This is a genomic window from Anaerolentibacter hominis, assembly GCF_032380675.1.
Taxonomy (GTDB): domain Bacteria; phylum Bacillota; class Clostridia; order Lachnospirales; family Lachnospiraceae; genus Anaerolentibacter; species Anaerolentibacter hominis.
The window spans coordinates 427,794-441,772 of sequence record NZ_JAWDIX010000002.1 but is presented as its reverse complement, the minus strand read 5'-3'; the positions used below and the strand labels follow the sequence as shown (position 1 = coordinate 441,772).

The 13,979-nt window shown below is 47.5% G+C and carries 13 protein-coding genes; 1 reads left to right on the top strand and 12 read right to left on the bottom strand.

Annotation, left to right across the window (positions count from 1 at the left end; genetic code table 11):
• Positions 1-5: 5 nt before the first annotated feature.
• From ABCW47_RS11245 to ABCW47_RS11235, 3 genes are all read right to left on the bottom strand, one after another.
• Positions 6-830 (bottom strand): aldo/keto reductase, encoded by an 825-nt coding sequence (locus ABCW47_RS11245; protein ID WP_343210011.1) that lies wholly within the window; start codon positions 828-830, stop codon positions 6-8.
• A gap of 135 nt (positions 831-965) precedes the next feature.
• Entirely contained in the window at positions 966-1,748 is a 783-nt protein-coding gene (locus ABCW47_RS11240) for a class I fructose-bisphosphate aldolase (RefSeq protein WP_343210010.1), read from the bottom strand.
• A gap of 56 nt (positions 1,749-1,804) precedes the next feature.
• Complete coding sequence (locus ABCW47_RS11235; RefSeq protein ID WP_343210009.1) at positions 1,805-2,734, bottom strand: carbohydrate kinase family protein; 930 nt, start codon at positions 2,732-2,734, stop codon at positions 1,805-1,807.
• 200 nt (positions 2,735-2,934) lie between these two features.
• On the opposite strand from ABCW47_RS11235, the gene ABCW47_RS11230 reads away from it, so the two are divergent.
• On the top strand, positions 2,935-3,831 hold the full coding sequence (locus tag ABCW47_RS11230) for a LysR family transcriptional regulator (RefSeq protein ID WP_343210008.1): 897 nt from the start codon (positions 2,935-2,937) through the stop codon (positions 3,829-3,831).
• Between the two features lie 70 nt (positions 3,832-3,901).
• Here ABCW47_RS11230 and sigE read toward each other — a convergent pair whose 3' ends face one another.
• The 9 genes from sigE to ABCW47_RS11185 all read right to left on the bottom strand — a co-directional run bounded on the left by sigE (position 3,902) and on the right by ABCW47_RS11185 (position 13,954).
• Positions 3,902-4,648, bottom strand: coding sequence for an RNA polymerase sporulation sigma factor SigE (gene sigE, locus ABCW47_RS11225; RefSeq protein ID WP_343210007.1), 747 nt, complete (start codon positions 4,646-4,648; stop codon positions 3,902-3,904).
• A gap of 192 nt (positions 4,649-4,840) precedes the next feature.
• Positions 4,841-5,665, bottom strand: coding sequence for a sigma-E processing peptidase SpoIIGA (locus ABCW47_RS11220; protein WP_343210006.1), 825 nt, complete (start codon positions 5,663-5,665; stop codon positions 4,841-4,843).
• 474 nt (positions 5,666-6,139) lie between these two features.
• Positions 6,140-7,360: a cell division protein FtsZ gene (gene ftsZ, locus ABCW47_RS11215; protein ID WP_343210005.1), complete on the bottom strand. Its 1,221-nt coding sequence runs from the start codon at positions 7,358-7,360 to the stop codon at positions 6,140-6,142.
• A 186-nt stretch (positions 7,361-7,546) separates the two neighbouring features.
• Positions 7,547-8,302 (bottom strand): cell division protein FtsQ/DivIB, encoded by a 756-nt coding sequence (locus tag ABCW47_RS11210; protein ID WP_343210004.1) that lies wholly within the window; start codon positions 8,300-8,302, stop codon positions 7,547-7,549.
• Positions 8,303-8,309: 7 nt separating this feature from the next.
• The gene (locus ABCW47_RS11205) at positions 8,310-9,464 is read right to left on the bottom strand and encodes an FtsW/RodA/SpoVE family cell cycle protein (RefSeq protein WP_343210003.1); all 1,155 of its coding nucleotides are present in this window, start codon (positions 9,462-9,464) and stop codon (positions 8,310-8,312) included.
• Positions 9,465-9,512: 48 nt separating this feature from the next.
• On the bottom strand, positions 9,513-9,698 hold the full coding sequence (locus tag ABCW47_RS11200) for a hypothetical protein (RefSeq protein ID WP_343210002.1): 186 nt from the start codon (positions 9,696-9,698) through the stop codon (positions 9,513-9,515).
• A 10-nt stretch (positions 9,699-9,708) separates the two neighbouring features.
• Positions 9,709-11,073 (bottom strand): UDP-N-acetylmuramoyl-L-alanine--D-glutamate ligase, encoded by a 1,365-nt coding sequence (murD, locus tag ABCW47_RS11195; protein WP_343210001.1) that lies wholly within the window; start codon positions 11,071-11,073, stop codon positions 9,709-9,711.
• Positions 11,074-11,084: 11 nt separating this feature from the next.
• The gene (gene mraY / locus ABCW47_RS11190) at positions 11,085-12,041 is read right to left on the bottom strand and encodes a phospho-N-acetylmuramoyl-pentapeptide-transferase (RefSeq protein ID WP_343210000.1); all 957 of its coding nucleotides are present in this window, start codon (positions 12,039-12,041) and stop codon (positions 11,085-11,087) included.
• Between the two features lie 179 nt (positions 12,042-12,220).
• On the bottom strand, positions 12,221-13,954 hold the full coding sequence (locus tag ABCW47_RS11185; RefSeq protein ID WP_343210067.1) for a peptidoglycan D,D-transpeptidase FtsI family protein: 1,734 nt from the start codon (positions 13,952-13,954) through the stop codon (positions 12,221-12,223).
• Between the last annotated feature and the right edge of the window lie 25 nt (positions 13,955-13,979).

Sequence of the window (13,979 nt, the reverse complement as noted above, 5' to 3'; positions counted from 1 at the left end):
TTTCATTACTCAAAATCACTGTTGTCCGGATTTCGGCCTACTCTGCCGCCGCAGTCCATACTTTTCAGCATTCCCATCTCCTCATTCGTCAGCTCAAAATCAAAAACATCCAGATTTTCCTTCTGTCTGGCCGGACTGGATGATTTGGGAAGAGGAATAATACCCCTCTGCACATCAAAGCGCAGGATAATCTGAGCAGGAGTCTTACCGTACTTTTCCGACAGGTTCACAAGGACAGGCTCTTTAAACAGCCCCGTTTTTCCCGCGGTAAACGGACCCCAGGCCTCCACCTTAATCCCTTTGCTCTCACAGTATTCCACCAGCTCATACTGCTGAAAATATGGCTGCAGTTCAATCTGATTCACTGCTGGAACCAGATCAGAGACTTCCTCCAGTGCTTTCAGGTCCTGGATGCGGAAATTACTTACGCCCACTGCACGGATCTTGCCTGAACTGTAAATTTTCTCCAGCTTCTTCCAGGTATTCTTAAAATACGCCGGAACCGGCCAATGGACCAGATAGAGATCAATATAATCGGTATCAAGGGCCTTTAAGCTGGCTTCAAAGGAAGCCTCAACCTCACCTGTTCTCTGTTTGTCATTCCACACCTTGGTTGTAATAAAAATTTCATCTCTGGGCACGCCGCTCTCCCGGACCGCCCGGCCCACAGCGGCTTCGTTTTGATAAATTGTCGCCGTATCAATATGGCGGTATCCGTTTTCAAGCCCCATTTTCACCGTGCGGACTGCTTCTTCCTCTTCCGGCAGCCGGAACACTCCAAGCCCGATCTGAGGAATCTTTACACCGTTATTTAATGTCACATAATTCATCTGCCTGCACCTCCTATACCGTATATGATAACATATCTTCCCGCAAAAGTGCCAGCATCGGGATGTCTCATATAAATCTTTTTGAGGGGTTGAGATACCGCAAACAAAATTTACGGCATCTCATCAAATATGCTCCTATAAATGGAGCTCCTTCATTGCTTCATCCACACCTGCATCCTCGTGCACTATTTTGTTCAGTGCACGCAGCATTCCCTCGATATCTTTGCACTGCCAGATATTTTTGCCGCAGATCAGGCCCTTGCATCCGGCATCCATTGCATTTCGGATTGTCTGCAGGAATGTTCTCTCATCTGTTTTTCCATTTCCCAGTACCAGTACCGGCGCCGCGCAGGTATCCACAAGGGCTTTGTATTCTTCCGGCGTTCCCACATAATCTGTCTTAATAAAATCACAGCCCAGAGCAGAACCATTGCGAAGGGCAATGCCCATTTTCTCTAACGTACGGTCCTCCGGGTCAGAAGAAAATCCATTCGGCAGCATTTCTGCGGCGGAAAGAATTCCATATTTATCACATTCTGTCACTACGTGAGCAACCAGTCTTGTCATTTCATAGTCAAAATCCCCTGACGGAAAACCCATGACGATGCAGGCGTCCGCGCCAAAGCGGGCCATATCTTCAACCTGATAAGAAATATCCGGCACATTCTTCTCTTTATTTTTTCCAATCGCTGACGGAGTCGTGTCCAGACGGATAATCAAGCCCATATTTCCAATAGCTTCTTTGTTGTATTTTGCAGTTCCATAACTAACCAGAATAGCATCTGCCCCGCCTCTTCTGGCCGCTTTTATTACCTCCGTCTCATTCACACCCATCTCGCGGCCGTCTCTGCCGTGATCAAATGCCAGAACAACCGCCTTGCCGTCTTCCTGAAAAATATTATAGTGTCTTCTCTTCATACTGATATCCTCCTTCTATTTACAACCATCCCGCTGTTTCCGGCGTCGGACGGAAGTTACCTGTTTTGCGTTTCCAGAAATGCTTCTACCTTATTCCTGTCTGTCACTCCTGTTGTTGCTCCCATATACTGTACCGATACCGCTGCCACGGCGGATGCAAATTCACAGCAGCCTCTGAAGTCCTTTCCCTCCAGCAAGGCGGCAATAAATCCGGATGCGAAGTTATCTCCTGCTCCTGTGCCATCCACTGCTTTTACTGCATATCCCGGGACGTAAAAGCTTTCCGCATCAGACTTCCCGAAGCACCCCCGGGCGCCCAGCTTTATGATGACATGGCCGATCCCCAGGCCAAGGAAATAATCCGCCATTTTCTCCGGCTCACTCTCCCCGGAATAAAAGCGGGCTTCCGCCTCATTCGGGAATAGATAATCTATATAGGTTAAGCCTTCGCCCAGATCGGAAAGCTTCTGCCTGACATCCCCTGTTTTAATGTCTGCACAGACATAAGCCCCTTCCGCCTTTGCCGCGGCGGCCACCTTAAGCAAAACGTCCGGCTCCGTAAATGGATGGCGATAAAGGCTGGCCAGAGAAACAGCCCTGGCGCCTTTTATCTCCGAGACATCCGGATAAAAAAATGCCGCCCGGCTCGGTCCGGCAGAAATGCATTTGCGCTCTCCGCTGTCATCAATCATGAGCACGAAGATGGGTGTTTTATCCTCGCTGCTGTACATAATCCCGCTTGTATCAATTCCCTCTCTCTGAGCCCTCATTGTCATAGCGTCACCCTGCATATCCCGGCCCAGTCCGCAGAGAAGTTTTGTTTTATGGCCAAGCCTGGACAGAATAACCGCCTCGTTAAATGCATCTCCGCCCATATTTATTTCTACTGAATCAGCCAGATAAATCTCGTCGTTATAACGTTCCATCCGGCATCCTTTTATCAGCACATCCGCTACTGCAATACCAATGCAAACTACCTCAGCCATATAATTTCACCTTCCTATACCGTGAACTTCCTTACAAGATTAGTTATACACCAGTTTGTTATATAGGAAAAGCAAGTATTATTTATAATAAATATAGTTATTTATGATATTATATGGTATACTTGAAGCAGGCAAAGAACAATTCAGGAAAGGATCGTTTGGCCGTATACTTTTCCTATGCGGACGATATGGGATGATATATGAATCAGGAAGAAATCGAAACTTTTTTAAACATAATAACCTATGGCAGTATATCAAAAGCCGCCGAAAAAATGTTTCTCTCTCAGGCAACCATCAGCCAGCGCCTGAAATTACTGGAAGATAAAATCGGTTTTGAGCTCATGAGGCGTCAAAAGGGGCAGAGAACGATTGAACTTACGGAAAAAGGAGAAGCTTTTGTGGACATTGCCAGAAAGTGGGTCAATCTGATGCAGGAAACATCTTTTTTAAAGACAGCGGATTCCAATATGTTTCTGGCTATCGGCTGCTCCGACAATCTGATCAGCCATCTCTTTGAACCGTTCTTTCAGCATATGGTCGCATCCTGCCCGAACATAGATTTCAAATTCCGGAACCGGACAACACTGGAGCTCTATACTCTGGTGGAAAATAAAGGGCTGGATACCGCTCTTCTTTTTCAGCCTCTGAAACGGGAAAATGTGATCACTGAACCGATCTATCAGGAAGAAATGGTAGTATTGCAGTATGGAAGGCAAAAACCGGACACTAAGACCATAGCTCCGGAAGAGCTGAATCATCGAAAGGAAATTATGTACTGGTGGGGCAATAATTATCAGGAATGGCACGACAATCATTTTGATCCATCGGTACGTCCCAGGGCAAATGTAAATACTCTGCCCCTGATGTTCTGTACGATCAGAGCGGAAGGCTGCTGGAGTATCGTACCTGTCAGCGTCGCCTCACAGATGGTCAGGGAAGAAGGGTTTCATATGCTCAGACTGACTGCTCCGCCTCCGCCCAGAACCGTTTACCGTATCATCCACCGGCAGCCCAAGCTGGTGAGCCAGAATGCACTGGCCATATTCTGCAGGGAGCTGGATTCGTATATATCCGGAAAGCAAAGCCGGCATCCATAATATTTCAGGTACAAACACGGACAGGGACCGCTGCAAAAGCAGCGGTCCCTCTTATTCAGAAAAATATGTCTTACTCCATCCGAAGAATTTCCTTTTTCAGCCGTTTCATGATTCGTTTTTCCAGTCTGGATATATAAGATTGGGAGATGCCCAGCAGATCGGCCACCTCTTTCTGTGTCTTTTCATTGCCGTCGGGAGAATTCAGGCCGAACCGGAGCTGTACAATGATTCTCTCCCTCTCGGAAAGCTTACCCAGAGCCTTGCCGAGCAGTTTTTTATCCACTTCATCTTCCAGATTTCGGTAAACCAGATCTTCATCCGTTCCCAGGATATCGGACAGCAGCAGTTCATTTCCATCCCAGTCCACATTCAATGGTTCATCAATGGAAACCTCCAGCTTGGTTTTATTATTCCTGCGCAGATACATCAGTATCTCATTTTCAATACAGCGTGACGCGTAGGTTGCAAGTTTTATATTTTTTAAGGGGTTAAAGGTATTAATAGCCTTCATCAGTCCGATGGTGCCGATAGAAATCAGATCTTCCACTCCAACCCCGGTATTATCGAATTTTTTCGCTATGTATACGACCAGCCTCAGGTTATGTTCAACCAGGGTCTTTTTGGCATCCATCTCTTCCTCTGTGCCCAGCATACACAAAAGACCCGCTTCCTCAGGTGGTGTTAACGGCGGCGGAAGCACTTCTGCTCCTCCGATATAATGGATATCTCCGCCCTTCGTCTGTTTCAGCAATATGGATTTAAAGTCCTGAATCATACGAAATTGAAATCTATTCGGAATAGCGATTTTTAAAAGCATACCTTTCTTCTCCTTCTATCTTTGTTGCCAGGGTATCAGAAACTACCCGTGCTGCTTCAAGTACGCCCCGGCGTACTTGAAGCGAGCCGCACGTCATGCTTTGCATGACATAATACATCTGCGCGGCTCTGCAATCCGCCGGAGGCTTTATCTTGGAAGGAGACTGGGCTCCCACCATGACAAATTTGTTATTTACTTACCACCTATTGAGGTGGGAGTCTTATCTACTTCCATGATAAAATCTTCCTGAATGAGCAAATGATAGCGATTCTTTCCGGATAAGAACCCATCATACAGTCCAACAACTACTTTTTCATTATCAAAACGTGCGGTTTCGGTAAAAACGGTCAGTGTATCGACCACGATGCCGGTCAACAATCCACCCTGTTTTCCCACAGAATGGTAGGGAATCATCCTTACCCGATCTACATAGTCCAGTACGTCCTTGCAAAGCAGTTCCTTCATCACAGCGGATTCTGCTACTGCCACCGGCTTTCCGGTGGTGGGGTCCTTTAAACTGTTCCCGGTATCCAGCAGTCCAGTCGTACTCACGCTTCGCCCCTGGAATGTAATTTCCACCCGGAAACAACCTTTTTCTTCTTTTCTCTCCTGTAAAAACTGTCTCAAAAAAAGAAACAGGATTATACCGGTCATTCCGACACTGAGCCAGAATGTCTTATTCAGTCTCTGGTACAGAAAAGAAAAAGCACCCGCAGTCAGCCAGCTCACAGCGTATAGAAGAATACAGCTTCGAACCAGCCGGCGGGGCCCTGGGTACCCCCATGCAAGCAGAACCATCACCACATCTGTCACTCCGTACAGCAGGATTATGCGCAGGAGAACAGGCAGTGTAAAAATAAGATCCAGACAGGCGGCCAGCGCGCCAAAAAGTGCCGCCGGCAATATACGCCTCCATCTGCCTCTGGGATGCATCATTTCATTAACCAGCCCCAGAATCAACAGATCCATAATTGCATTTAAGAAAAAAAACACGTCTATGTAGATAACTGATTCCAATGTCAACCTCCGGACTTTATTATAGCCCGTCACCTACAAAAAATTTGTCAAAAGGACTGGGAGGATTCGGTAACTTATCTTGCTTTTCCAACAGCAAAAGACAAAATGCCGCGTTATTTTCAGTCAGGAAATGACCTCACATCTGCTAAATTTCAGGAATTCCCCTTAAATGTGCGAAGATTGGGATGTCGAAAAAAGAAAGGAAAGGAAAAGAAAAAAAGAATAGTTTTAAGAATAATTCAAGTACGCCTCGGCGTACTTGCTGCGAGCCGCACGTCATGCTCTGCATGACATAATACATCTGTGCGGCTCTGCAATCCGCCGGAGGCTTTATCTTGGAAGGAGACTGGGCTCCCACCTAGACGAATTTGTTATTTACTCACCACCTATAAAGGGGGGAGTCTTATCTACTTCCATGATAAACGCCCGCAAATAATCCATTTGCGGGCGTAACAATCTCTTATCTGATTCTATTTAATTGGTACGGTTCTTCAAAAAGTCCGGAATCTTGATTCCTCCGTCTCCTCCGCCCTGATTGGGATTTGGATTGCCGGCAGAACGAGGTGTTACCTGTCTTACCTGCTGCTCGTGAGCAGGAGCCTGGCTCTGGAAAGACGGTTTATAACCCGGCATGGTGTTCTGTGTCGGTGTCGGATTGGGAGTCGGCCGGTAACTGCTCTGTGGTCTGGACTGAAACTTAGAAAAATCAGCCCTGCTCTTTCCAGCCTGAGGCTTACTTCCCTTTGCTTCCTGCAGTCCGGTTGCAATGACCGTGATACTGGCAGCATCCGGATTATTTTCATCATACATTGCACCGAAGATAATGTTGGCATCATCGCCTGCCAGCTCCTGAACATAAGAAGCCGCATCGTTGGCCTCAATCAGGCTGATATCGCCGGATACATTGATAATAACATGACTTGCGCCCTGGATCGTTGTCTCCAGAAGGGGACTGGTGGTTGCCTGCTTCACAGCGTCCATACACTTCTCATCGCCAAAGCCCACGCCGATACCAATATGGGCCACACCCTTGTCCTTCATAACTGTCTGCACATCCGCAAAATCCAGATTAATCAGACCAGGTACATTGATCAGATCCGTGATACCCTGTACACCCTGCTGAAGGACCTCGTCAGCCTTCTTCAAGGCTTCCGGCATCGTTGTACGGCGGTCTACAATCTCCAGAAGTTTATCATTGGGGATAACAATCAGCGTGTCCACATTTTCTCTTAAATTGGTAATACCCTCAAGAGCATTGGACATACGTGTCTTTGCCTCAAAACGGAACGGCTTGGTCACAATGCCGACTGTCAGTATACCCAGATTCTTGGAAATACCGGCGATAACCGGTGCCGCACCTGTTCCGGTGCCGCCGCCCATACCGCAGGTAACAAAAACCATATCGTAGTCCTTGATCAGATCGGTCAGTTCCTCGGTGCTTTCTTCCGCCGCCTTCTTGCCCATCTCAGGCTGAGCCCCGGCGCCAAGGCCCTTGGTCAGCTTCTCTCCGATCTGAATGCAGATGGATGACTTGCAGCTCTTCAAATGCTGCTTATCTGTATTTACACATGCAAAATCCACTCCGATTATGCCCTCGTCAATCATTCGGTTTACCGCGTTATTGCCGGCTCCGCCCACGCCTATCACTAATATTCTGGCTGCTGCATCCGGCTCATTTGTTCTGATTTCCAACACGACTTTTGTCCTCCCTTAACCGTATCTGTCTGGTTTCTATTTTGCTTAAGACGCTTGTCCGGCTGCCGCCGGCGCTTCGAAAACCCTGAAAACTTAACTATAGTGTCTCCCTGGGCCCGTCAAAAATATCTATGGCATATCATATTAATAATAAAGGTATTTATATAAAATATCAAGGTTTATTTTTTAGTTTTCCTGAAAAATCACCTGCTTCTGTCCCGGTACAAAATTAGTCATATCCAGCGTCCCCTTCAGTCCCTCCGTCTTCGGGAGCAGCTTTGATAATTCCGCTATCGGTTCGTCGTATATCTCTCTCCTTCCCATCGGCACCACCACATCCCCTGCGTACAAGGTTACTTCCCCGCTGACGCCGAACTGGATCTTGTCCACATTCAGTTCGTACTTTTTAATCAGCATGGCCAGATTCCGGACCGTATCGAATATCCTGCCGTCTTCTACCTGCATTTTCTGGTAGAGAGCAAAACCCTTTACGTTCATCCCTCCTATATAGAGGATTCCGTCCAGTTCCTCCTCCGCCGTTTCCACCACAACGCCGTCCTTGTCAAAATAAATATATTGGCCCATATACCGGACACAGCCCACAATCGGTTTTTCATACACACCGATTTTAAGTGTACCAGGCGACACAAAGTCCACATCCAGCATATCAATAAACGGTATGCTGTTTTTTTTCATGTTTTTTATTTTCATATAAAGATACAGCGTATTTCTGTCCTTGCCATCCTGAATCAGCAGATCCTTTAACTGTTCCTCCGTATAGTAGGTATTACCCGTTATTTCCACATTTTTCACCCTGAAAACAAGAAGAAATACCGCGGCCAGAAAAACCAGGCCTGCCACAACGGCCAAACGCAGCCGAAGACGGCTGCGCCGCTTTTTTTTCTTTTCCTTCAAAACCCGAAGCTTAATATCCTCTTCCATAGACACCTCAATTTCTCTGGTGTGTAATCTGGTTGGACACAGACAGGACAACCCCCATCTCAGCCAGCAGAATGGCTACGGACGTGCCTCCGTAACTGATAAAGGGCAGCGGTATGCCCGTAGACGGAATACTGTTTGTAACAACGGCAATATTTATGATAACCTGAATGGCGATCTGCGCCATAACACCCACACAGATCAGCCCTCCGAAAAGGTCCGGCGCACTGATGGCGATAATAAAGATTCTCCATAACAGAAGCAAAAACAGCATAATAACCATAATTGCCCCGAACAGTCCCAGCTCTTCACAGATAACGGCAAAGATCATATCATTGTGAGACTCCGGTATAAAGCCCAGCTTCTGCATGCTCTCCCCCAGTCCGGTGCCAAACAGACCGCCGGACGCAATCGCATACAGACCCTGAAGAATCTGGAAGCCCTTCTCATGCGTTTCCACATTCAGCCACACATCAATTCGTTCTCCACGGTAATCCACCAGGAAAATAAACGCGGCCCCAACCGCCACAAGCCCCAGAGCGGCCACAATATAATACCACTTTCTGCGGCTGGCCACAAAACAGATTGTAATAAAAATACCCGCGATAATAATAGCGGTACTTAAGTTCTCCTTGGCGATCAGACCCAGCAGCGGGGCAATATACAGGGCAATCCGGAATAATCCCGCCATTTTATCCAGTTTCCGCGGCGCAATATAAACCAGGTAAGCCACAAATAAAACCGTGGCTACCTTGGAAATCTCAGAAGGCTGGAACGAGCCAAGTAAAGGCACCTTAATCCAGCGCTTGGCACCGTTGATATCCTCTCCAATAAACAGAACCAGAACCTGCAGTCCGATGGAAACCAGATATAAAAGAGTCGCCGGCGTCATGCGGATAATCGGAAGCTTCTTAATAATAATCCGGTAATCGATCACCTTGCCCATAAACAGCATGGCGGCAATCCCAAGAATGGCACTGAGGGCCTGCTTTTTCAAAAAATACATGGAATCGCCGTAACGCACCTGGGAAGTATAGGAACTGGTGCTGTAAATCATCACGAGACCAAAACAAACCAAAAAAAGCGTCAAAAATAACAGGCTATAATCAAAATAGCCGTGAGGACGCAATGTATCATCTTTATAATCCTTCGCCAGTCTCGCCATGAACTTAAAACGCCTCCTACAATCATATAATCCGTCATGAAAAAATCATCAAGCCGCAGGCTTGCTTTCACTGTTCCGAAGGAACATTTTTACCTGCTCAAAGAGCGGCTTTTCACCGAGCTGCATGCAGCTCGTTTTCACTTGCGGCTCCGCCGCAGCTTTCACCCGCTCTTCCTTATTCATTATTCCATCTTCATTCTCGTTTTCACTTGCGTCTCCGCAACTTTCACTCATTCTTCCTTCTTCATTCTTCCTTCTTCATTTTATTCACATATTCCTTAAACAGATCTCCCCGCTGCTCGTAGTTCTCAAACATACCCCAGCTTGCGCAGGCCGGAGAAAGCAGCACACATTCTCCCGGAGCCGCATGGGCGGCACATAGTTCCACCGCTTCTTTCAGCGTATCGGTCAGAATAATATCTGTAAAGCCGTGGGCCCTTGCACAGTCCGCAATCGCGTCCCTTGTCGCACCCAGCAGCACAAGTTTTTTTACTTTTCCATCGAAAGCCTCGATCCATTCGTCATAAGATGAACCTTTGTCGTACCCGCCGCCGATGAGGCAGGTGGGGCCGGGCATGGCCTGGATACCTTTGATCGCAGCATCCGGGTTCGTTCCCTTGGAGTCATTAAAGTATTTCACGCCGTTAATCTCATCCACATACTCGATCCGGTGTTCCACCGCGCGGAACTCTTTCACCGCTTTCAGAATGTGATCCATAGGTACGCCGGCATGCATGGACATGGCAATGGCTGCCATCACATTTTCATAGTTATGTTCGCCCAGCAGACGCAGCTCATGTATATTGCACAAAGGTTCGGACGTTCCGGCCCGGCACAGGCAGATTTCATCCCCGATGAGGCAGATACCGTCCCTAAGTGTCCTCCTGCTGCTGAAAAATACAACCTTTGCAGGGATTTCGGCCGCTTTCTTTTGCAGCACTTCATCTTCATAATTCAGCACACAGACCTGTTCTTTCGTCTGATTTCTGGTTATACTCAATTTCGCATCAATGTAATTTTCCATTGTATGATGGCGGTTTAAATGGTCCGGCGTTATATTCAGGATCGCACTTACATCCGGACGGAACTTATGTATTGTTTCCAGCTGAAAGCTGCTGATTTCCGCGACCGTCACCGAGTCCTCTCCCATCTTATCCACTTCCAGCGTATAGGGATCTCCGATATTTCCAACTACAAATACACTCTGATACCAGGTCTTCATAATCTCCCCGGTGAGAGCCGTCGTCGTTGTCTTTCCGTTTGTCCCTGTAACAGCGATTATTTTTCCCTTGCCAAACCGGTAGGCTAACTCAATCTCACCCCAGATCGGAACGCCTGCATCCCGCAGCTCATTTACCATGGGAATATCCGTGGGAACCCCCGGGCTGAGAACAACAAGGGAAAGCCCTGTTTTTATTTCCTCCGGCAAAACTCCGGCTATCATCTGTCCGTGAAATCCCGCGGGAAGTTTTTCCTGTACTTCCTGCACCGATTTCATTTCATTGCTGTCATACAGAATGACATCCGCACCCTTTTCCTCAAGCAGGGCCGCGGCTGCCGTACCGCTTTTTCCAAATCCGACAACCAGTACTTTGTTATTCTGAACCATGAAAATCCTCCCTATATTGCATAGAAGCCCACCAGACAGAGCAGGGCTGTTACAATCGAAAATACGGTTACCACTCTGGTCTCCGACCACCCGCACAGTTCAAAGTGGTGATGGATCGGGGCCATTTTAAAAATACGTTTGCCGTGGGTCAGTTTAAAATAGGTTACCTGAAGCATGACGGATAAAATCTCCGCGAAATAAATGAAGCCCACGATCAGGATAAATAACGGCATGCGCAGCATAAAAGCCGTGCCGACCACAAAACCTCCCAGAGCGAGGGAACCTGTATCCCCCATAAAAATCTTTGCGGGATAAACATTATAAACCAGGAAACCCAGAAGCGCTCCCGCAACCGCACTTGTTATGACGGAGAGTCCCATATTCATACCCACTGCCACAACGGTAAAAAATGTAGCTACCAGCACGGTCACTCCGGAGGCCAGGCCGTCCAGACCATCCGTAAAATTCACACCATTAACCGTACCCAGCACTACGACAAACAGAAATGGGAGAAACAGCCCGCCCAGATTCCAGTATGTTCCGTGGGTAAATGGCACCAGCACCGTCGTCCCCAGATCCGTATAGTGTAGGATATAGTAGCCGAATACACCGGTTACCACTATCTGCGCCAGCATTTTCTGCCAGGCTTTCAATCCCAGATTCCGTTTCATGACCACCTTGATATAATCGTCTAAAAATCCAATAATGCCAAATCCGATCGTCACAAAAAGCACCGGTATAATATCTGGATTACCCTTCATAAATACCAGAGAAGTCACAATGACACTCAGCAAAATGATCAGCCCGCCCATGGTCGGCGTACCTGATTTTTTCTGGTGGGACTGCGGTCCCTCTTCCCGTATAAACTGTCCGAATTTCAGCTTATGAAGAAATGGAATAAAAATCGGACTGAGCAGTACGCTCACAAAAAAAGATAATATAACCGGTACAATCACTTGATTCAGCATTTTCTTAACCCCCATGCATTTTCCTATTCTGCTCCGGCAGAATAGATAGTACAAAGCCCTCCCCTTGTACTCTTCTTCTCTTGTTTTACTATTATAATTCTCTATTATAATTTTTCAATAAAAACATTCTAACAGTCATGCGCTCAACTTACCATAGTTTTCTGCGAAGACCCGCTTTTTTAATCTGTTTCCACTGTCACCGTCTCCGTTCCCAGATAAGGCAGGATATTTTCAAATACCTCCTGGATGACCGGAGCCGCTATCGTACCGCCATAATAGATTCCCACCGGCTCGTCGATCAGGACGATCCCAATTACCTGAGGGTTATCGGCGGGAGCAAAGCCCACAAACGAGGATATATACTTGTTGCTGCTTCTGGGCAGCTTTTCCGAAGTCGCTGTCTTCCCTCCGATGCGAAAGCCTTCGATGTATGCCCGCTTTCCGGTTCCTTCTGCCACAACCTTTTCCAGAAGATCCCGCATGGTAGCCGATGTCTCAGAGGATATCATTCCATCCTTCTGTTTATAGGATGGCGTATAAATCACTTCTCCATCCTGGTTTTTTATTTCTTTTGCAAAATGAGGGGTAATGGAATGCCCTCCGTTGATTACCGTACTGGCCGCGGTCAGAAGCTGCAGGGGCGTAATCTGAAATGACTGGCCGAAAGATACCGTCGCCAGCTCTACCGCCTTTACATCTTCTACCTTATGCATGATGGAACCGGCTTCACCGGGTACATCCACACCGGTTTTCTGAAACAGGCCCAGCCGTTCCATATAGTGATAGAACCGCTCTATCCCCAGTCTTCCTCCGATTTCCATAAACACCGGGTTGCAGGAATTCTTGATGCCATCCACAAAAGTCTCCGACCCATGTCCTCCGGCTTTATGACAGCGGATTCTTCTGTCTTCCACGATCTTGTAACCAGGACAGTAAAAGGAATCATTTAAGGACACAACGCCCGCTTCCAGCGCCGATGCCGCTGTGATTATTTTAAATGTGGAGCCAGGTTCATATGTATCGCTGATACAGCCATTTCGCCACATCTCATTTAACAGATCCATCTTCTTTTCCTGGGAGGCTACCGTATTTTCTTCCTCCCCTATCAGGGTAAACGGATCGTTTAAGTCAAACTCCGGTACATTCACACAGGCATATATCTCACCATTCTGCGGATTCATGATAAGCATCTTAACATTTTTGGCTCCCTTTGCTTCCATCACCTTTGCGGCCGCCTGCTCCGCATATTTCTGTATGTTCACATCCAGAGTCAGTACCAGGTCGTTGCCGGCAATCGGCTCCTGCCGGTCCTCTGCGGCATTTTTAATTTCCACGCCGGATGCGGTCGTCAGGGTTAATATCTTGCCGTCTATCCCTTTTAAGTATTTCTCATACTCTACTTCCAGACCGATGATACCCTGATTGTCGCCCCCCGTAAAACCAATCACCTTGGAGGCCAGGGTGCTTAACGGATAATATCGTTTATAATCTTCATCAATCATAACGCCTGCCAGGTCATATTCCCGAATCCGGTCGGCTGTCTCTTTCGGTATATTTGCCTTGATCCGCTCAATGGAAGATACCTTTTCCACCCGTTTGCGGACCGTTTCCTCCGACAGACCCAGTTCAGAGCAGAGTACTTCAATGACCCGCTCCGGTTCTTTTATCTGACTGTGTATGACTGAGACTGTACACACAGGCTTATTGTCCGCGAGTACCACGCCGTTGCAGTCCAGTATTTTCCCGCGCATCGCTTTAATGGGACGCTCCCTCTCATGAAGCGCTTTGGCCATGCTGCCATAGTGGTCGGCCTGGGCCACCATCAGATATCCCAGCCGCCCCATCAGGAACACAACAGCCAGACTGATTACCAGAATCACCGTAAAAAAACCCTTACGGTTGTATGTCTTCACCTGAGCCAAGGATAATACCTCTTAA